The organism is Streptomyces sp. NPDC024687, from assembly GCF_055559055.1.
In genome coordinates, this window is record NZ_JBVHLJ010000005.1 from 235,815 (window position 1) to 254,497 (window position 18,683).

An 18,683-nucleotide genomic window follows, 5' to 3' on the forward strand; every position below is an offset into this window, starting at 1 on the left:
CCGGGGGCGGGTGGTGGCGTGGCTCACGCTGTGAGCTCTCTCTCACTCCCTCGCGCCGACCGGTTCCACGGCCCCGCGACGCATCGCAAAGGCGGCAGAGGCCACCGAGAACGCCACGGCGAGGACCGCGCAGGCGCCGGTGACCGCGCCCAGTTCCGGCCACGGCATCCGCATCGGCGCGTGCACCGACAGCCGCTCCAGCGCACCCCGCATCCCGGCCAGGTTGAGCCCGGCGACCACGATTCCGAGCACTGCGCCCGCCGTCACGACCGTCAACGCCTCGGCGCCGACCAGCCGCAGCACCTGCCGGCGGGTGGCCCCGGCGAGGCGGAGCACGGCGAGGTCACGCACCCGGTCCGAGGTCGCCATGACCATCGTGTTGGCGAGGGAGATCCCGCTGTAGAGCAGAGCGATGCCGAGGACCAGCAGGAAGCCGTACCAGGTGGTCCGGTCCGTCCCGGGGCGGCTCGCCCGCAGCCACTCGTCCCGGGTGAGGACGTGTCCGCCCGCCGCACGCAGTTCACCGGCCACGGCAACGGGGTCGGCGCCGGAGGCGAGGGTGACGTCCACGCGGTCGACGGGGGCGCCGGCGGCGTTGGCCGGGGTGACGTAGACGCCGTTGTCGCCGGTGCCGGTCGTCATCACCGCAGCGATCCGCAGCGGCTTCCTGGTGCCGTCGCCGAGCCACACGTCCACGGACTGCCCCACGGTGTGCCGCTGCCACTCCTCGTTGACGATGATCGACCCGTCGTCGAGGTCGCTCACCTTCCCGGCGGCCAGGGGGAGACGGGTGGTCGCGGTGAGCGGCGCGGCCTCGGCGGCGCGGGCCTCGGACCTGATGAGGGCCACGCCGTCCTCCAGGACGAAGACGGCGCTCGACGAGGTCGCGGAGGCTGTGGTGCCGGGGATCGTGCGGAGCTTGTGGAGTGTCTGCGCGTTGAAACCCGTGGTCCCGTCGGGGGCGGGGACGACCACGAAGTCGGCCGTGATCCGCTCGCGCGTCTCGGTGGCCCTGGCCTCGTTCAGGGTGGCGGTCGCGCCCAGCAGCGAGCCCGTGAGGGCGACGGTGACCAAAACGGGCGCCGCGACGGCTGCTGTACGGCGGACTGCCGCGGCGGCGTTCTCCCGCACCAGCATCCCTGCCGCGCCCGGCAGTCGGGCCGGCAGCCAGGCCAGCAGCCGGATCAGCGGGCCCACCAGGAGCGGCGCGAGCAGCGCGACCGCGGTGATCAGCAGCATCGGACGGCTGACATAGCTCTTGCGGTGCAGCAACTCACCCGGATCGGTGACCAGGGCCACGGCCAGCGTCACCGCGGCGGTCACCAACAGACCGCCCCCGAACAGCAGACGGCCCCAGGTCATCGCTCTGGCGTCCACGGAGGCCTCGCGCAGTGCTTGGGCGGCGCCGGTGCGACCCGCCCGCCAGGATGCGGCGATCACACCGAGCAGCGCGACGAGCAGACCCGTCCAGAAGGCCATGTGGTACGGCCACGTGGAATCGCCGATGGTGAACCAGCCCGGGGCCAGGCCGACGTCGACCACCCGGTCGGCGAGGCGTGGAGCGCAGTACGAGCCGAGCACACAGCCGGTGGCCGAGGCGAGGACACCGACCAGCAGTGCCTCCGCGCACACTGTCCGGCGGATCTGTCCGGGCGTGGCTCCCGCGGTGCGCAGCAGTCCGAACTCCCGGCGCCGCTGTGCGACCGCGAAGGCGAAGGTGGACGCCACGACGAACACCGACACGAACGCGGTGACTCCGCCGGCGGTCCCGAACAGGGCGTTCATCGCGGTGAGCGCCTTTTGATCGCGGTCGGGGTCGGGGTCGGCGAGGCGGCGGGCGCTGCCGGTGAGGACGTGGACGGATTCGCCCTTCATCGCTGCTCGTACGTCTCGCGCATCCGCCTCCACCACGAGTTGCGTGCTCTCGGGGGACAGCGCGGCGGCCCGGGCGTCGGTGTGGAACACGGCGGTCTCGAAGCCTCGGGAGTGGACGGTGCCTACGACTCGTACGGTGCCGTGGTCGGTGCGCAGCCGGTCGCCGGGGTGCGTCCAGTCACCGGTGACGACCACTTCGTCCGCGGTGCGGGGTGCGCGGCCTTCTGCGATCTCGTACGGGGCGAACGCGGCGGTGGACCAGGGGTGGCCGACGAGATGGCGGGGGCCGCCCTCGGCGCGTACCGGGAAGGAACGGTCCGGGATGACCGTGCCGAGTCTCTTCAACGTGGCGACGGTTGTCTCGGGAACCGCGCGGGGGTGGGCGAGTTGGCGTGTTTCACGTGAAACATGGGCGCCGATCGAGGTCGGCACGGTCAGGGTGTTCCGGCCCTGGACGACGACCGGTGCGGTGGTGAATCGCTCGGGCCGTCGCTCCGGTGCGTCCAGTGAGGAGGCGAGGGTCAGACCCATCACCGTGAGCAGGGCGACGCCGAGGGAGAGGGCGATGAACGTGCCCAGGAACGTCGACCAGCGGGTGCGGAGGGTGTGGAGGGCGATGGTCAGCACGGCCGGCCCTCGGGGTGGGTGACGGGTGCGGGGTGGAGTGTGGGAGGGGTGGTCGGCCGGGCTGGTGGTGTGGTCTTCAGCGTGGCCAGGTGGGTGGCGATGGCGGTCGTGCCGGCTCCGGCGAGCTCGCCGTCGACCCGGCCGTCGACGAGGAAGACCACGCGGTCGGCGCAGGACGCGGCCACCGGGTCGTGGGTGACCATGACGACCGTCTGGCGCTCACGGTCGACCATGGCCCGCAGCAGGGCCAGTACCTCGCGCCCGGTCCGCGAGTCCAGGGCGCCGGTCGGTTCGTCGCCGAAGAGGACCTCGGGACGGGTGACCAGGGCACGGGCCAGCGCGACGCGCTGCTGCTGACCGCCGGACAGCTCCGTCGGCCGGTGCCGGGCGCGCTCGGCGAGGCCGACCTGCTCGAGCACCTCGCGGATCCGGGCCCTCGGAACGCGCCGGCCGGCCAGTCTGAGCGGCAGGGCGACGTTCTGCTCGGCGGTGAGTGCGGGCAGCAGGTTGAAGGACTGGAAGACGAACCCGATGCGCTCCCGCCGCAGGAGGGTCAGCTTGGTCTCGCTGAGCGTCGTGAGCTCGGTGCCGCGCAGGGTGACCGAGCCCGAGGTGGGCCGGTCCAGGCCGGCGGCGCACTGCAGCAGGGTCGACTTGCCGGAGCCGGAGGGGCCCATGACGGCGGTGAAGGTGCCGTGGGGGAAGGCGAGGGTGACGTCGTGGAGTGCGGTGACGGCCAGGGTGGCGTCGTCTCGTGAGGCGCGTCTGCTGGCCCTGTGGTGCGTCCTGCCGTATGTCCTGCCGCATGCCCTGTCGTACGTCTTGCTGACGGATCGCAGGCTGATGGCGTCCGTGGTCATGGGTCCCCCACTCGTCCGGTCTCTTCGGTGTTCGGTGGCTCCACGAAACCGCGCGGAGGGGTGCGGGCGCAGTGCGGCGGGACCGAGACCTGGGGTAGGGCAGGCCATACCCCCACTCCTCCGTCCTGGCCCATGGCCCCGTCCCGCGCCGCGCTCCTACGGTGATCCGCATGCATCCTCGGAATGTGTGGCAGGCCATGTCCCGGCCGGGCTTCCTGCTGTCGGCGTGGCCCTGGCGCTCGGTCGGTTACCTGCTGAGCGGTGTGGTGGCCGGTGCGGTCGCGCTGGTGGGGATCGGGACGCTGGCGGTGGTCGGCGGGGCGCTCACCGTCGTACTCGTGGGACTGCCACTGCTCGTCCTGCCGGCGCTGTCCGGTGTCGTGGTCGCCCGGGTGGAACGGCGACGGCTGCGCCTGGTCGACGCGGACCCGGTACCCGATCCGCACCGGGCGCCCGCCGCCACCGGGCTGTGGGCGTGGCTGACGACACGGCTGAGGGAACCGTCGACCTGGCGTGAACTCGGGTACACCCTGCTGTTCGCCGGGCTGCTCTGGCCCGTCGACGCCCTCGCGGTCACCGTCGCCCTGCTCGTTCCGGTCTCCGTGGCCGCCGCCCCGCTGCTGATGGCCACGGTCGGGGACGGCCGGGAGGCGAAGGTCCTCAAGCAGTGGACGGTCACCACCTGGCCGACGGCCTTCGCGGTCGCCGTGCTCGGGCTGCTGCTCCTGGCGGCCGGCCTGTACGCACTGGGGGTCGTGGCGGGTGCCCGAGCCGGGCTGACGCGGGCGCTCCTCGCCTCGCGCGAGGGCGAACTGGACGCCAGGGTGGTCGAACTGAGCCGTTCGCGCGTGCGGCTGGTGGACGCCTTCGAGGCGGAACGCAGACGCATCGAACGTGATCTGCACGACGGTGCCCAACAGCGCCTGGTCGCCCTGACGATGACCCTCGGCCTGGCCCGCCTCGACGCCCCGCCCGGACCGTTCGCCGACCAGCTCGCCAAGGCCCACGACGAGGCGGGCAAGGCCCTGGCCGAACTGCGTGAGCTCATCCAGGGCATCCACCCCAAGGTCCTCGCGGACTACGGCCTGACCGCCGCCGTCGCCGACGCCGCGGACCGTTCCGTCGTCCCGGTCGACGTCGATCTGCCGGTGCCGGGGCGGCTGGACCGGGCCGTGGAGGCGGCCGCCTACTTCGTGGTCTGCGAGGCCCTGGCCAACGTCGCCAAGCACAGCGGGGCGGGCCGGGCCGAGGTGCGCGGTCGCCACTCCCGCGGTCGGCTGCTGCTGGAGGTGCGGGACGACGGCCGCGGCGGCGCGGACCCCTCGGCGGGCAGCGGGCTGACCGGACTCGCCGACCGGGTGTCGGTCCTGGATGGCACACTCTCCCTGTCCAGTCCGCCGGGCGGTCCGACCCTGTTGCGTGTGGAGTTCCCTTGCGAGGTGACCGAGTCGGCCCAGGCGCGCGGGACGGACGGGGTGACGGCGCAACGCGATCGCTCCGGGTAGTGCTCGCCGAGGACAGCGTGCTGCTGCGCGAGGGGCTCATCGGCCTGCTCGGTCGGTGCGGCCACCAGGTCGTCGCGGCGGTCGGCGACGCCGAGGCACTGCTGGTCGCGGCCGAGGAGCACAGCCCCGACATCGTCGTGACGGACGTCCGTATGCCGCCCGGCTTCCAGGACGAAGGGCTGCACGCGGCCGTCCGCCTGCGGGAACGGCGCCCCGGCCTGCCGGTGCTGGTCCTCAGCCAGTACGTGCAGCGGGCATACGCCTCCGAACTCCTCGACTCCGGAGACGGCACGGGTGTCGGCTATCTGCTCAAGGACCGGGTCGGCCAGGTCGAGCAGTTCGTCGACGCCCTGTGCGAGGTCGCGGACGGCGGCACGGTCGTGGACCCCGAGGTCGTACGGCAGTTGCTGCGCCGTCGCCGTGACCCGCTGGAGCGGCTCACCCCGCGCGAGCGCGAGGTCCTCGCGCTGATCGCCGAGGGGAAGTCCAACGGGGCCATCGCCCGGGAACTGGTGGTGTCCGAGGCCGCGGTCGGCAAGCACATCGGCGGCATCCTGACGAAGCTGGACCTGCCGCCGGCGGAGGAGACACATCGGCGGGTGCTGGCGGTGCTGGCGTACTTGCGGGCGTGAGACTTTCCTCCCCGGGGTTCTCGGGTTCTCGGGTTCTCGGGGTTGCCGGATTTTCCACAGCCGTGGAGTTGTCCACAGGGTCTGACGCGTTTCGGCTGGTGGTTGTACGGTCGGCACGAGTTGATGTTCTTGCGAGTCACGGGGGAGGCGGTCGGTGTGGTCGGTGCCGGAGTGGAGGCGAAGGCCGGGGCGCATGCCGGCGAGGGGGCCGAGGCGAGGGAGGTGCCGGCCCCGGTGACGGCCGATGCGGGCGAGAGCCCCGCCCGGCGGCGTCCCCGGGTGCGCGGCTTCGCCCAGTGGCCCGTCGAGGGCTCGCCCAAGAAAGAGGGCAAGGCCCTGCGGGAGAGCGTCCCGCGCAGTGCCCATGCGGCGCTCGACCTCGACATCTCCCGCCCCGGCGCGGTCGAGGCCGTCGAGGAGTCGAGCCGGGGCCGCATCCCCGAGCTGACCCCGCTGCGGGTGGGCCGGATGGCGGCCACGCCGTTCGCCTTCCTGCGCGGCTCGGCGGGCCTCATGGCGTACGACCTGGCCGGCACCGCCATGACCAGGATCCGCGCCCAGATCTGCGGCGACGCGCACGCGGCGAACTTCGGCCTGTACGGCGACGCCCGCGGCGACCTGGTCATCGACCTGAACGACTTCGACGAGACGGTCTACGGCCCCTGGGAGTGGGACCTCAAGCGTCTCGCCGCCTCCCTGGTCCTCGCGGGCCGGGAGATCGGCGCCGGCGAGGACACCTGCCGCGCGGCGGCGCACGGGGCGGTGGGCGCGTACCGGCGCACCATGCGGCTGCTCGCCAAGCTCCCGGTGCTGGACGCGTGGAACGCGATAGCGGACGAGGAGCTCGTCTCCCACACCGACGCCCATGAGCTGGTCGGCACGCTGGAGCGGGTCTCGGAGAAGGCGCGGGCCAACACCAGCGGCCGTTTCGCGGCGAGGTCGACGGAGCTCACCGAGGACGGCGGCCGGCGCTTCGTGGACGCCCCGCCGGTGCTTCGCCGGGTGCCCGACGAGGAGGCCGCGGCGGTGGCCGCGTCCCTGGAGCACTACCTGACCACGATCTCCGAGGACCGTCTCCCACTGCTGGCCCGCCACGCGGTGCACGACGTGGCGTTCCGCGTCGTCGGCACGGGCAGCGTGGGCACCCGCTCCTACGTCGTCCTGCTGCTGGACCACCGCGGCGAACCGCTGGTCCTCCAGGTCAAGGAGGCGCGGGCCTCGGCCCTGCTGCCGCACCTGGTCACCGCGGGCTTCGACGTCCCGCCGGTCGACCACGAGGGCCGCCGGGTGGTCCAGGGCCAGAAGCGGATGCAGGTCGTGAGCGACATCCTGCTGGGCTGGACGACCGTCGAGGGCCGTCCCTTCCAGGTCCGCCAGTTCCGCAACCGCAAGGGCAGCGTCGACCCGGCCGCCCTCTCCGCCGACCAGATAGACGACTACGGCCGTATGACCGGCGCCCTCTTGGCCCGCGCCCACTCGCACAGCGCCGACCCCCGCCTCATCTCCGGCTACTGCGGCAAGAACGACGAACTCGACGAGGCGATCGCCACGTTCGCGGTGACGTACGCGGACCGGACGGAGGCGGACCACGCGGAACTGGTGGCCGGGGTCCGGTCGGGGAGGGTGGCGGCGGAAACGGGGGTGTGACGCGGCGGCCGGAACAGTACGTCCTCGGCCGGGAGCGCACGTGCGGGCTGCCCCGGTTTCCCGGATGGCGTCCGGCTCCCGTCGGCACAGTTACGCTGTTCGGATGACGTCCCCCGAAGCTGACCCCCAGGGCGCAGCCGCCGCAGGTACGGAGCGGTTGGAGCGGGCCGTGCGGGCCGCGGAGCAGGCGCTCATCGAGTACGAGATCGCGGTGGAGACCTTCCGCATCGAGGTGGAGAACTTCTCCCGCCTGCACCACCAGAAGCTCGGCCCCGTGTACACCCGCCTCGATGAGCTGGACGCGCAGATCGCGGAGATCCGGGCCGCCCGCAGCGGCGACCCCGAGGATCTGCGCATGGCGGAGGAGGCCCGCGCCCGCGTGATGCCGATGCCCGGCGTCGAGGAGCTGTTCCACGGCTGGATGGACGGGGAGGGCCTGTTCCCGGAGGCCGCCGCGATGCTCACCGACCAGCAGGTGCAGCCCCCGCAGCGGGTGCGCCCCAGTGACGAGGCCCGCAAGCTCTACCGCGAGCTCGTCCGCAAGGCCCACCCGGACCTCGCCCAGGAAGACACCGAGCGGGCGCGTCGCGAGGAGTTCATCACCCGGGTCAACGGGGCCTACTCCCGCGGTGACGAGCCTCTCCTGCGGGAACTGGCCGAGGAGTGGGCCGCCGGCCCCAAGCCGCCGGAGCAGGGTCCCACGCCCAGCGAGGAGCTCTACGCCCGCCTCGAGTGGCTCTCCCGGCGCAAGGAACTGCTCTCGGTGGTCGCGCGGGAGCTGGAAGAGAGTGCGATCGGCTCGATGCTCCGGATGGCACCGGACGACCCGGACCGCCTCCTGGAGGAGATCGCCGAGAAGCTCCTGGCCGACGTCTCCGCGCGCGAGGCGGAGCTCGCGGAGCTGCTCACTCAGGAGTGACCGGCCGCGTCCCCGGGGCGTCAGGTAGCGTCGGTCCCATGAATTTCGGTGCTGGTGTGCCCACGGTCCAGGTCACGGACCTCAAGGACGGCGATTTCCTGCTGGACGTCCGTGAGGACGACGAGTGGCAGGCGGGTCACGCCGAAGGGGCGCTGCACATCCCCATCAGTGAGTTCGTGGCCCGCTACGGCGAGCTGACCGAGGCCGCCCCGCAGGACGGCCGGGTCCACGTGATCTGCCGTTCCGGTGGCCGTTCGGCCCAGGTCACGATGTATCTGGCCCAGCAGGGCATCGACGCGGTGAACGTCGACGGCGGGATGCAGCTGTGGGCCGAGGTCGGCCGCCCCGTGCTGACCGACGACGGCCGACCGGGTTTCGTGCTCTAGCCTTCGGCAGCCGAGGGGACGGCTGGGCTTCGGGGCGGGTGCCGGCGGCGGAGCCCGGTTTGGTGGGTGTCGGGCGGCCATGCCTGGTGGTGGCTGCCTGGTCCTCGTCACCGGCGTGCCCATCGCCCCGCTCTGCTGCTGTCGCTTGTGCCGTTGCGTTCCGCGTCAGCCCAGGGGATGTGCTGCCAGCAGATCCCCCAGCGCCTCCTCGTGCGCCGCCGCCGGACCGAGCGACAGCTCCAGGTGTTTGGCCCAGGCGTGGTACCGGTGCAGGGGATAGTCGGTGTCGGCGCCGAACCCGCCGTGCAGGTGCTGTGCCGTCTGCACCACCCGCCGTACCCCCTCCGATGCCCAGATCTTCGCCACGGCGACATCCCCCGCGACCGGCAGCACGCCCCGCGCTTCCGAGGTGAGCCGCCACGCGGCCTGCCACAGCGTGACCTCCATCGCGCGCAGGTCGATGTAACGGTCGGCCGCCTGCACGGCGACGGCCTGGAAGGTGGCCACCGGAAACCCGAACTGCTCCCGCTTGCTGGTGTATTCACTGCTCATCCGCAGCACCCGCTCACCCAGCCCGAGCGCCAGCGCACAGGTCCCGGTGGTCAGCAGATCCCGCAGCCACTCCCACGCGCCCTCGACATCGATCACGTCCTGTGCGCCGATCCGCACCGACTCCAGCCGCAGCTCGCCCAGCCGTTCCCCGCTGGTGGAGAACTGCTCGCCGAGCGCGACCCCGTCATGGACCCGGGGCACCAGTGCGAGGACGGTCCGGCCCGCGGCTGTATGCGCCGGTACGACGACGAAGTCAGCGTCGTACGCCCACGGCACCGCCGTCTGCACCCCGTCCAGGATCCAGTCGGCGCCCTCCCCTTCCCCCTCTTCCTGCCGCGCGGTGACGGCGAGTTCGGCAGGGTCGTGTCCGGTACGGCCACTGGAGGCGACGGTCAGTACGACTTCCCCGCGCCCGGCCCGCTGCAGCAGTTCACCCTTCAACTCCGGTCCGCCATAAGCCTGTACGGCCGCCATGGCCGCGCTGCTCTCCAGCAGCGGCACCCGCGCCAGCACCTTCGCCGACTCGCGCAGCACCAGGCACAGCGCGACGGCGTCCAGGCCCGCCCCGTCGTACTCCTCGGCCGACATCAGGCTCAGCAGGTCCGCGTCGGCGAGCCTGGCCCACAGCCCGCGGTCGAACTCATCGGCCACGGCACCCGTGGTCAGCGCCGGGGACGGCACCGCGTCCGGTGCGACATCGGCGAACACCCCCCGCGCCGCCTCGGCCGCCGCCTGCTGCTCCTCGCTGAAGGTGAAGTCCACGGTCCCTGTCCTTCCGACGGGTCGGCAGATCGGGTGAGCTGATCTGACGGTCCGTCAAGATAGAACAGGTTCTAGAAGAAGGGAACGGGCTCCCGCCGGCCTACCTGTCGAAGTCCAGCTCCACCTTCTCCGTCACCGGATGCGACTGGCACGCCAGCACATAGCCCGCCTGTGTCTCCTCCGGCTCCAGGGCGAAGTTGCGGTCCATGCGCACCTCACCGGAGACCAGGAAGGCCCGGCAGGTCCCGCACACCCCGCCCTTGCAGGCGTAGGGCGCGTCGGACCGGTTGCGCAGCACCGTCTCCAGCAGCGACTCGCCGTCCTGGACGGGCCAGCTGCCACCACGTCCGTCGAGCCGGGCGGTCACCGTGCTGTGCGCGGGTGCGGGAACCGTCCGCGCCGGGGCAGCCCCCGCCTCCACATGGAAGATCTCCTCGTGGATCCGGGTACGGGCGACCCCGAGCTCCCGCAACGCCTTCTCCGCACCCTGCACCAGTCCGAACGGTCCGCACAGGAACCACCCCGCCACCCGGTCCACCGGCAGCAGCGCCGGCAGCAGTCCGGTCAGCCGCTGCCGGTCGAGCCGCCCGGACGGCAGCCCCGCCTGCTGCTCCTCCCGGGAGAGGACCGTGACCAGCTGGAACCGCTCGGGGTAGCGGTCCTTCAGGTCGGCGACCTCCTCCAGGAACATCGTCGACGCGGACGTACGGTCGCTGCGGATCAGACAGAACCGGGCCTCGGGCTCACGCGCCAGCAGTGTCGCCACGATCGACAGCACCGGGGTGATGCCACTGCCACCGACGATCGCCGCGTACAGACCGGGCGCCGGGTCGAGGGTGAAGCGGCCCGCCGGCGTCATCACCTCCAGCACATCGCCGACGTTGATCTCCTTGAGCGCGTACGTCGAGAACGCGCCGCCCTCCACCAGCCGCACACCGACCCGCAGTTCGCGCGGCCCCTCTCCGTCGGGTGCCGGGGAGCAGATGGAGTAGGTCCGGCGTATCTCCTTGCCGTCGGCCGTGCGGCGCAGGGCCAGATGCTGGCCCGCGGCGTGCCGGAACTCCTCGCGCAGCTCGGGCGGCACGGTGAGGGTCAGGGCCACGGAGTCGTCGGTCAGACGGTCGACCGCGGCCACCGGGAGCGGGTGGAAGCGGGCCATCACAACTCCTTGAAGTGGTCGAACGGTTCACGGCAGTCCAGGCATCGCCGCAGCGCCTTGCACGCGGTCGAGGAGAACCGGCTGAGCAGCTCGGTGTCGGCGGAGCCGCAGTGCGGGCAGTGGACGGCTTCGGCCTCCGCGTCGAGCGTTCGCGTCGGTCCCAGTCCCACCGTGACCGGTCCGGCCGCTGCCGCGCGGGGTGGCGCTATGCCGAACTCCCGCAGCTTGCGGCGCCCTTCGGCCGTGATGTCGTCGGTCGACCAGGCGGGCGCGAGCACGGTGCGGACGGTGACCTCGCGCACGCCGTGTTCGCGCAGCACCCGCTCGATGTCCAGGGACATCGCCTCGATGGCCGGGCAGCCTGTGTACGTCGGGGTCAGTTCGACCTCGACCGAGTCCGCGCCCCGCACGTGCACCGCGCGCAGCACACCCAGCTCGTGCAGGGTGAGCACGGGCAGTTCGGGGTCGGGCACCGAACCGGCGAGCGCGAACAGCTCGGTCTCCAGCGGAGTGAGCGTCACCATGACGCCCCCGGGTGACTGCGGTGCAGGTGCTGCATCTCGGCGAGCATCCGCCCGAAGGACTCGGTGTGCAGGCCCTGCCGCCCCGCGCCTGCGGCCCAGGCACCCGAGCGCGGCCCTTCGGGGACGCTCAGGGTGGCCCGGCGCAGGATCTCCCCCACGGATTCGAGCCAGGTGGCCTCCAAGCGCTCCGCGTCGACCTCCACCCCCGCCACCGGCTGGAACATCTCACCGGTGAACCGCCACAGCGCCTCGCACGCCCGCAGCATCCGCGTGTGGCTCTCGTCGGTGCCGTCGCCGAGCCGCAGGGTCCATTGCTCGGCGTGGTCGCGGTGGTAGGCGACCTCCTTCACGGCCTTCGCGGCGAGTGGGGCGAAGGGGCCGTCGCCCGCGGCCAGTTCGGCGTAGAGGAGATGCTGGTAGGTGGAGAAGTAGAGCTGGCGGACGATGGTGTGGGCGAAGTCGCCGTTCGGCTGCTCCACCAGTTGGAGGTTGCGGAAGGCGCGCTCCTCGCGCAGATACGCCAGTTCGTCCTCGTCGCCGGCCAGGGACAGCAACACCCGGGCCTGGCCGAGCAGGTCCAGGGCGATGTTGGCGAGGGCGACCTCCTCCTCCAGGACAGGGGCGTGGCCCGCCCACTCGCCGAGGCGGTGCGAGAGCACCAGCGCGTCGTCACCGAGCGCCAGGGCAGCCGCCGTGGGAATCGGGGAGGGCGTGGGGGCCGGGGACGGCGCGGGGGCGGCCGTCGTCTCAGGTGCGGTCACAGGTGCTTCACCCCCTCCGGGATCTCGTAGAACGTCGGGTGCCGGTACGGCTTGTCGGCGGACGGCTCGAAGAACGGGTCCTTCTCGTCGGGCGAGGAGGCCGTGATCGCGGACGAGGGCACCACCCAGAGGGAGACGCCTTCGCCGCGCCGGGTGTACAGGTCGCGGGCGTTGCGCAGGGCGAGCTCCGCGTCCGGGGCGTGCAGGCTGCCGGCGTGGGTGTGGGAGAGTCCGCGGCGCGAGCGCACGAAGACCTCCCACAGGGGCCAGTCGGTGTTCGTCATACGCGCGTCGCTCCTGTCTCGCCGGTGTGCTTCGCCGCGTGGGCCGCGGCCGCCTCCCGCACCCAGGCGCCTTCGTCGTGCGCCCGTCGGCGCTGGGTGATCCGCTGTTCGTTGCACGGCCCGTTGCCCTTGAGGACCTCCCGGAACTCCGTCCAGTCGATCGGGCCGAAGTCGTGGTGCCCGCGCTCCTCGTTCCACCGCAGCTCCGGGTCGGGGAGCGTGAGGCCGAGGGACTCGGCCTGGGGGACGCAGATGTCGACGAAACGCTGGCGCAGCTCGTCGTTGGAATGGCGCTTGATCTTCCAGGCCATCGACTGCGCGGAGTGCGCGGACTCGTCGTCGGGCGGACCGAACATCATCAGGGACGGCCACCACCAGCGGTCCACCGCGTCCTGCGCCATCGCGTGCTGCTCGGGCGTGCCGTTGCTCAGAGCCAGCAGCAGCTCGTACCCCTGGCGCTGGTGGAAGGACTCCTCCTTGCAGATGCGGACCATCGCACGTGCGTACGGGCCGTAGGAGCAGCGGCACAGCGGGACCTGGTTGGTGATCGCGGCGCCGTCCACCAGCCAGCCGATCGCGCCGACGTCCGCCCAGGTCAGGGTCGGGTAGTTGAAGATCGAGGAGTACTTCTGGCGGCCGGAGTGGAGCTTGTCGAGGAGCTCGTCGCGGCCGGTGCCGAGGGTCTCCGCCGCGCTGTAGAGGTAGAGGCCGTGCCCCGCCTCGTCCTGGACCTTGGCCATCAGGATGGCCTTGCGGCGCAGGGAGGGCGCGCGCGTGATCCAGTTCGCCTCCGGCTGCATGCCGATGATCTCGGAGTGGGCGTGCTGCGCGATCTGACGGACCAGGGTCGCGCGATAGGCGTCGGGCATCCAGTCGCGCGGCTCGATGCGCTCGTCGGCGGCCACGGTGGCGTCGAAGACGCTCTGGTACGCCGCGGTGTCGTCGCCGACGGCGCTCTGAGCGCCGTACGTCCGTGTGCTCGCCGTCTGGTGCGCGGCTGCTGTCGCCATGAGGCCCCCTCGACCTGGGCTCTGCCGGAACCCGCTCCCGACCGATCGTTCGGTTCGTGCGATTCCATGGTGTGCCGGGCGCCGTAAGGTGTCAACCGCTGTGGAAAACCCACCCAGGCGGCCTGTGGAAAACTCAAAACCGGTGCGGGAGTGAGAACGGCCACGGCGGGGTCGGCGACAGGGGGTGTGCGCGGCGGTCGGGCCTGAGTACCGTGCCGTGCGAGCCACCGCGGCGAGGCGGCGTCCGGCGCCGGCGCCGGACGCCGCCGCCTCCTGCGGCCGGGCGGCGGTGCACGGACCGGAATCGGGAACGGGGCGGGATGGACGCGTACGACGGAGGCTCGAACGCCCGGCGACGACCGGGCGCCGCGAGCGAGCCGGGCGATGCCGCTGAGCCCCGGGGAACCGAGGGACCTGAGAGGGCAGAGGGGTCCGAGGGGGCACAGGAGCCACACGGTCCCGACGGGCCGGAAGCGCCTGGCGGTGAGCCGGAAGCACCCGGTGAGCCGGAAGCACTGGGCGAGTCGGACGCGACCGCCGAGTCGCGAGCGTCGGCGCCGGCGCCGGACCGCGAACCTGGCCGTGTGCGGTCGACCCCGTTCGATCCCTCCGCCGAGTCCACCGACACCCACCCCTCCGCCCCCGCCGCGATATCCCCGGCCCTCCCGGCGGCCTCAGGACCCGCTCCCCACCGGAACCCGGAATCCGACCCCGAGCCCCGTACAGGCGTGACCGCCCTCTCGCTGCGCTATCAGATCGGTGTCGTCCTGGCGCTCGCCGTCGTCGCTGTCGCCGTCTGTGTCCACATCGGGATGGTGTTTCTGCACGTCGCGCCGTCGAACACGGTGACCAAGCAGCACGGCAGGGCGGTCGACGACTGGGTCTACCCGGAGTTCGAACAGAACTGGAAGCTCTTCGCCCCGAACCCTCTCCAGCAGAACATCGCGGTGCAGGTCCGAGCCCGGATACGGACCGCCGACGGTGACAGTCGTACGACCGGCTGGTACGACCTGTCCGCCCAGGACGGCCGGGCCATCGACGGCAATCTGCTGCCCAGCCACACCCAGCAGAACGAACTGCGCCGCTCCTGGGACCTCTTCGTCTCCACGCACGACGCCGACAACCGTCCGGTCGGCCTGCGCGGCACCCTGTCCCAGACGTATCTCCGCCGCCTCGTGGTGCTGCGTCTGGAGCGCGACCACGTGGCCGCGCGGGGCGACATCCTGGTGAGCGTCCAGGCCCGCTCCAGGACGTCGAGCGTGCCCCCGCCGAAGTGGAGCGAGGAGAAGGTCTTGGTGCAGCCGGTCTACCGCGAGCTGCCCTGGTGGGCCGTGACGTCGGAGGACACCGAGGGGAGCGCCCGGTGAACCGATTCGCCCTGGCGGTGTCCACCGGCATCGCCCGTGTCACCGAGGCCGCCCTCGGCCCCTACCAGACGGCCATGATCCGTATCGGTTTCAGCGCGACCTGGCTGCTGTTCCTGTTGCGCGAGTTCCCGCACCGCCAGGAGCTGTACGGCCCGGACGGACCCTGGAGCTGGAACCTCGCCGACCAGCTGGTCTCGCTCAACGGCGCGTTCACGGCCCTGATGTGGTCGGACGGTCAGTTCTGGTTCGAGACGGTCTATGTGCTCGCCGTTGTGTCGAGCCTGCTGCTGCTGCTCGGGTGGCGCACCCGTGCGACGTCCGTGCTTTTCATGGTCGGCGTGCTCTCGCTCCAGAACCGCAGCATCTTCATGGGCGACGGCGGCGACAACGTTCTGCATCTGATGTGCATCTACCTCGTCTTCACGCGCTGCGGCCAGGTCTGGTCGCTTGACGAGCGGCGGGCCCGGCGCACGCGGGAGGCACGCGCGCGCGGAGAGCACGTCGTGGACCGTGTCGGCCCGGCCCTGTGGGGCGTCCTCGGGCTCGTGCTGGTGTCGGCGGCCTTCCTGGACAGGCTGAACGGCGACTGGGTCGTCCCGGCGCTCCTGTGGGTCCTGTGGCTGGCGCAGGCCCTGTGGTGGGCGGTCGGTCGGTTCGCCCGGTCCGGGCAGTCGCGGATCATGCTCGACGTCGTCGGCAACATCGTCCACAACGGCGCTCTGCTCGTGATCATGGCCGAGGCGTGTCTGATCTACGCGACGGCGGGCTGGTACAAGATCCAGGGCTCCCGCTGGCAGGACGGCACCGCCGTCTACTACCCCCTCCACCTGGAGTCCTTCTCTCCCTGGCCCGCCCTCGCCGACCTGCTGTCGGCGAACGGCGTCATGGTGATGCTGGTGACGTACGGCACGGTCGCCGTACAGGTCGCCTTCCCGTTCACGCTGTTCAACCGGCGGGTCAAGAACGTCCTGCTGGCGGCGATGATCACCGAGCACGCGGTGATCGCGGTGGTCCTCGGCCTGCCGTTCTTCTCGCTGGCGATGATCGCGGCCGACTCGGTCTTCCTGCCGACGTCGTTCCTTCGCCGACTCGGCGACCGGGCGGCACACGCGCGTACGCGGTTGTGGGCGCGCCTGGCGGGCGGTCCGAAAGAGCAACGCGGCCCGAACGAGCAACGCAGCCCGAAGGAGCAACACGGTCCGAAGGGGCGCCGGCCCGCCAGGCAGCCAGGCCCACCGATCGAGCGGGGCCCGGGTTCCGCGAAGCCCCCGAGGCCCGCCGACGGCGCCGGCGACAACCCCGGCGACCCCGAGAACCCCGGTCACCGGCACGTAGGCTTCCCCGCATGACCGGTCCCGATCCCGTGAGCCTGTGGCACCGGCTCGCCGACACCTGCGTGCTGCTCGACGGCTTCCACGCCCTCAAGCACGCCATGCGCTTCGGGGCGGAGGTCCCGGTGGCGGTCGCCGTCGACCGGGGCGCCGCGCTCGCCCTGGCCGAGGAGCTGGCGCCGGACGTGCGAGGCGCTCTGGACGCGCTGCTGACGCAGATCCCGGAGTCGGCGTACGCGTCCCTCGTGCCGCGCCCGCATCCCACGGCGGTGGCGGCTCTGGCCGTACGACCGTCCCGAGCCGCGAACCTCCGGAAGCTGGCGCACGTCCCCCGTACGGCCCCCGTCGTGGTCCTGGACCATCCGCGCAACCTCGGCAACGCCGGGGCCGTGATCCGGCTGGCCGCGGGCTTCGGGGCGACCGGTGTGGTCACCACGGGCACGCTCGACCCCTGGCATCCGACGGTGGTCCGCGGTGGGGCGGGCCTGCATTTCGCGACCGCGGTGGAGCGGCTGACGGTCGCCGAGCTGCCGCCGGGCCCGGTGTTCGCCCTGGATCCGGAGGGCGACGACATCCGGGGTGTGAAGCTCCCGGACGACGCCGTCCTCGCCTTCGGCTCGGAGCGCAGTGGGCTGTCGCCGGAACTACGCGCGCGTGCCGACCATTTGCTCGCCCTTCCCATGCGTCCCCAGGTCTCCAGCTACAACCTGGCGACGAGTGTGGCGATGGCCCTCTACCACTGGAGTCTCGGCGGGTCCTAGGCCTCCCGGCGGACCTCGACCACCCGGAACCGGTTGGCGACGAAGGCCCCGTCGCACAGCGCGGAGTTGGCGGCCGGGTTGCCTCCCGATCCGTGGAAGTCGGAGAACGCGGCCGTCTGGTTGACGTACACCCCGCCGACGAGGTTCAGCGACAACTGCGCGGCCTCCTCCAGGCAGACCTCCTGGACGGCCTGCTCGACCTCTTCGTCGGTGGTGTACGCGCCGACCGTCATCGCGCCCTTCTCGCGGATCGTGCGCCGCAGCAGTTCCACCGCGTCGGCCGCCGAGTCGACCGCGACGGCGAAGGAGACGGGTCCGAAGCACTCGCTCATGTAGGCGGCCTCGTCGTCCGGCTTGGCCCCGTCCAGCTTGACGACGACGGGTGTGCGCACGACCGCGCCGGGGAACTCCGGGTTGGTGATCTCCCGCGAGGGCAGGGCTACTTCGCCCAGCCCCGCCGCGGCCTCCAGGCGGGCCTTCACGTCGGGGTTGACGATCGCGCCCAGCAGCGCGTTCGCGCGCGCGTCGTCGCCGAGGAGGCCGTCGACCGAGCGGGCGAGGTCCGAGACCACCTCGTCGAAGGTTTTGGGGCCCTCGTCGGTGCGGATGCCGTCCCGGGGGATCAGCAGGTTCTGCGGGGTCGTGCACATCTGGCCGCTGTACAGGGACAGCGAGAAGGCCAGGTTGGAGAGCATCCCCTTGTAGTCGCCGGCCGACTCCACGAGCACCGAGTTGACGCCGGCCTTCTCCGTGTAGACCTGCGCCTGGCGGGCGTTGCCCTCCAGCCAGTCGCCGAACTCCGTCGAGCCGGTGTAGTCGATGACGCGGATCTCGGGGCGCGTGGCCAGGGTCTTCGCGATGCCCTCGCCGGGGCGCTCGGCGGCGAGCGCCACCAGGTTCGGGTCGAAGCCGGCCTCGCTCAGGACGTCCCGCGCCACCTGGACCGTGAGCGCCAGCGGCAGCACCGCGCGCGGGTGCGGCTTCACCAGGACCGCGTTGCCGGTGGCCAGGGAGGCGAACAGGCCTGGATAGCCGTTCCACGTGGGGAAGGTGTTGCAGCCGATGACCAGGCCGATCCCGCGCGGGACCGGTGTGAACTGCTTGGTGAGCGCGAGCGGGTCGCGCTTGCCCTGCGGCTTGGTCCACTCCGCGGTGTCGGGGGTGCGGACCTGCTCCACGTACGCGTACGCCACCGCCTCCAGGCCGCGGTCCTGCGCGTGCGGGCCGCCCGCCTGGAACGCCATCATGAAGGCCTGGCCGCTGGTGTGCATGACCGCGTGCGCGAACTCGTGGGTCCGGTCGCTGATCCGCTTGAGGATCTCCAGACAGACCACCGCGCGGATCTCCGCGCCCGCGTCCCGCCACGCCTTCTGGCCCGCCTTCATGGCGGGCAGCAGCACGTCGATGTCCGCGTGCGGGTAGGTCACGCCCAGCTCGATGCCGTACGGGGAGACCTCGCCGCCCACCCAGTCGTCGGTGCCGGGCTGGCCGAGGTCGAGGCGGGTGCCGAGGAGGGCGTCGAAGGAGGCCTTGCCCGCCGCCATGTCCAGGCTGCCGTTCTCGCCGTAGGCCTTGGGGTGCTCGGGGTGCGGCGACCAGTACGCGCGGGTGCGGATCGCTTCCAGCGCCTGGTCGAGGGTGGGCCGGTGCGCGGCGATCAGATCGTGCGCGGTGAGTTCGGCGGCCATACGGGACCAACTCCTCGTCTCAAGAACTCTTCG

Annotated in this window: 17 protein-coding genes; 8 read left to right on the plus strand and 9 right to left on the minus strand. The window is 72.1% G+C overall.

Translation table 11 applies throughout. The features are described from left to right. Nucleotides 1-42: 42 nt before the first annotated feature. Both ACZ39I_RS21205 and ACZ39I_RS21210 read right to left on the minus strand, forming a co-directional pair. Nucleotides 43-2,502, minus strand: coding sequence for an FtsX-like permease family protein (locus tag ACZ39I_RS21205; RefSeq protein ID WP_467245886.1), 2,460 nt, complete (start codon nt 2,500-2,502; stop codon nt 43-45). After that, entirely contained in the window at nt 2,496-3,362 is an 867-nt protein-coding gene (locus ACZ39I_RS21210) for an ABC transporter ATP-binding protein (RefSeq protein ID WP_467245887.1), read from the minus strand. Before ACZ39I_RS21210 ends, ACZ39I_RS21205 begins: the two co-directional genes overlap by 7 nt. Nucleotides 3,363-3,559: 197 nt before the next feature. On the opposite strand from ACZ39I_RS21210, the gene ACZ39I_RS21215 reads away from it, so the two are divergent. The 5 genes from ACZ39I_RS21215 (at nt 3,560) to ACZ39I_RS21235 (ending at nt 8,451) form a co-directional block, all read left to right on the plus strand. Next, nucleotides 3,560-4,867 (plus strand): sensor histidine kinase, encoded by a 1,308-nt coding sequence (locus ACZ39I_RS21215; protein ID WP_467246255.1) that lies wholly within the window; start codon nt 3,560-3,562, stop codon nt 4,865-4,867. Then, nucleotides 4,867-5,499: a response regulator transcription factor gene (locus ACZ39I_RS21220; protein ID WP_467245888.1), complete on the plus strand. Its 633-nt coding sequence runs from the start codon at nt 4,867-4,869 to the stop codon at nt 5,497-5,499. The genes ACZ39I_RS21215 and ACZ39I_RS21220 overlap by 1 nt, the downstream gene beginning before the upstream one ends. A 123-nt stretch (nt 5,500-5,622) precedes the next feature. Continuing rightward, nucleotides 5,623-7,146 (plus strand): DUF2252 domain-containing protein, encoded by a 1,524-nt coding sequence (locus ACZ39I_RS21225; RefSeq protein WP_467245889.1) that lies wholly within the window; start codon nt 5,623-5,625, stop codon nt 7,144-7,146. 103 nt (nt 7,147-7,249) lie between these two features. Further along, complete coding sequence (locus tag ACZ39I_RS21230) at nt 7,250-8,065, plus strand: hypothetical protein (RefSeq protein ID WP_467245890.1); 816 nt, start codon at nt 7,250-7,252, stop codon at nt 8,063-8,065. A gap of 56 nt (nt 8,066-8,121) precedes the next feature. After that, nucleotides 8,122-8,451, plus strand: a complete 330-nt coding sequence (locus ACZ39I_RS21235; protein ID WP_467246256.1) for a rhodanese-like domain-containing protein — start codon at nt 8,122-8,124, stop codon at nt 8,449-8,451. Between the two features lie 165 nt (nt 8,452-8,616). Here ACZ39I_RS21235 and ACZ39I_RS21240 read toward each other — a convergent pair whose 3' ends face one another. From ACZ39I_RS21240 to paaA, 6 genes are all read right to left on the minus strand, one after another. Then, a complete protein-coding gene (locus ACZ39I_RS21240) occupies nt 8,617-9,765 on the minus strand; it encodes an acyl-CoA dehydrogenase family protein (protein ID WP_467245891.1) in 1,149 nt (382 codons plus the stop codon). Between the two features lie 100 nt (nt 9,766-9,865). Further along, a complete protein-coding gene (locus ACZ39I_RS21245) occupies nt 9,866-10,924 on the minus strand; it encodes a 2Fe-2S iron-sulfur cluster-binding protein (protein WP_467245892.1) in 1,059 nt (352 codons plus the stop codon). Continuing rightward, nucleotides 10,924-11,448, minus strand: a complete 525-nt coding sequence (gene paaD / locus ACZ39I_RS21250; RefSeq protein ID WP_467245893.1) for a 1,2-phenylacetyl-CoA epoxidase subunit PaaD — start codon at nt 11,446-11,448, stop codon at nt 10,924-10,926. Before paaD ends, ACZ39I_RS21245 begins: the two co-directional genes overlap by 1 nt. Next, nucleotides 11,442-12,149: a 1,2-phenylacetyl-CoA epoxidase subunit PaaC gene (gene paaC, locus ACZ39I_RS21255; protein ID WP_467246257.1), complete on the minus strand. Its 708-nt coding sequence runs from the start codon at nt 12,147-12,149 to the stop codon at nt 11,442-11,444. Before paaC ends, paaD begins: the two co-directional genes overlap by 7 nt. 56 nt (nt 12,150-12,205) lie before the next feature. Next, nucleotides 12,206-12,493, minus strand: coding sequence for a 1,2-phenylacetyl-CoA epoxidase subunit PaaB (gene paaB / locus ACZ39I_RS21260; RefSeq protein WP_123990418.1), 288 nt, complete (start codon nt 12,491-12,493; stop codon nt 12,206-12,208). After that, nucleotides 12,490-13,503: a 1,2-phenylacetyl-CoA epoxidase subunit PaaA gene (paaA, locus tag ACZ39I_RS21265; RefSeq protein WP_467245894.1), complete on the minus strand. Its 1,014-nt coding sequence runs from the start codon at nt 13,501-13,503 to the stop codon at nt 12,490-12,492. Before paaA ends, paaB begins: the two co-directional genes overlap by 4 nt. A 320-nt stretch (nt 13,504-13,823) precedes the next feature. Here paaA and ACZ39I_RS21270 point away from each other — a divergent pair, with 320 nt between their 5' ends. Genes ACZ39I_RS21270 through ACZ39I_RS21280 form a run of 3 tightly spaced genes read left to right on the plus strand, consistent with a single transcriptional unit; the run spans nt 13,824 to nt 16,962 of the window. Beyond that, entirely contained in the window at nt 13,824-14,870 is a 1,047-nt protein-coding gene (locus ACZ39I_RS21270; RefSeq protein WP_467245895.1) for a DUF5819 family protein, read from the plus strand. Next, nucleotides 14,867-16,219 (plus strand): HTTM domain-containing protein, encoded by a 1,353-nt coding sequence (locus ACZ39I_RS21275; RefSeq protein ID WP_467245896.1) that lies wholly within the window; start codon nt 14,867-14,869, stop codon nt 16,217-16,219. The genes ACZ39I_RS21270 and ACZ39I_RS21275 overlap by 4 nt, the downstream gene beginning before the upstream one ends. Next, on the plus strand, nt 16,216-16,962 hold the full coding sequence (locus ACZ39I_RS21280; protein ID WP_467245898.1) for a TrmH family RNA methyltransferase: 747 nt from the start codon (nt 16,216-16,218) through the stop codon (nt 16,960-16,962). The genes ACZ39I_RS21275 and ACZ39I_RS21280 overlap by 4 nt, the downstream gene beginning before the upstream one ends. On the opposite strand, the gene paaN is transcribed toward ACZ39I_RS21280, so the two are convergent. Next, complete coding sequence (gene paaN, locus ACZ39I_RS21285; RefSeq protein WP_467245899.1) at nt 16,959-18,650, minus strand: phenylacetic acid degradation protein PaaN; 1,692 nt, start codon at nt 18,648-18,650, stop codon at nt 16,959-16,961. The genes ACZ39I_RS21280 and paaN overlap by 4 nt on opposite strands. Nucleotides 18,651-18,683: the final 33 nt, after the last annotated feature.

Bases quoted from the DNA above. Each gene is read 5' to 3' on its own strand.
- paaD (WP_467245893.1), bottom strand. From the start codon at position 11,448: ATGGTGACGCTCACTCCGCTGGAGACCGAGCTGTTCGCGCTCGCCGGT.
- ACZ39I_RS21245 (WP_467245892.1), bottom strand. From the start codon at position 10,924: ATGGCCCGCTTCCACCCGCTCCCGGTGGCCGCGGTCGACCGTCTGACC.
- ACZ39I_RS21280 (WP_467245898.1), top strand. From the start codon at position 16,216: ATGACCGGTCCCGATCCCGTGAGCCTGTGGCACCGGCTCGCCGACACC.
- paaA (WP_467245894.1), bottom strand. From the start codon at position 13,503: ATGGCGACAGCAGCCGCGCACCAGACGGCGAGCACACGGACGTACGGC.
- ACZ39I_RS21230 (WP_467245890.1), top strand. From the start codon at position 7,250: ATGACGTCCCCCGAAGCTGACCCCCAGGGCGCAGCCGCCGCAGGTACG.
- paaN (WP_467245899.1), bottom strand. From the start codon at position 18,650: ATGGCCGCCGAACTCACCGCGCACGATCTGATCGCCGCGCACCGGCCC.
- ACZ39I_RS21225 (WP_467245889.1), top strand. From the start codon at position 5,623: ATGTTCTTGCGAGTCACGGGGGAGGCGGTCGGTGTGGTCGGTGCCGGA.
- ACZ39I_RS21270 (WP_467245895.1), top strand. From the start codon at position 13,824: ATGGACGCGTACGACGGAGGCTCGAACGCCCGGCGACGACCGGGCGCC.
- ACZ39I_RS21210 (WP_467245887.1), bottom strand. From the start codon at position 3,362: ATGACCACGGACGCCATCAGCCTGCGATCCGTCAGCAAGACGTACGAC.
- ACZ39I_RS21215 (WP_467246255.1), top strand. From the start codon at position 3,560: ATGTCCCGGCCGGGCTTCCTGCTGTCGGCGTGGCCCTGGCGCTCGGTC.
- paaB (WP_123990418.1), bottom strand. From the start codon at position 12,493: ATGACGAACACCGACTGGCCCCTGTGGGAGGTCTTCGTGCGCTCGCGC.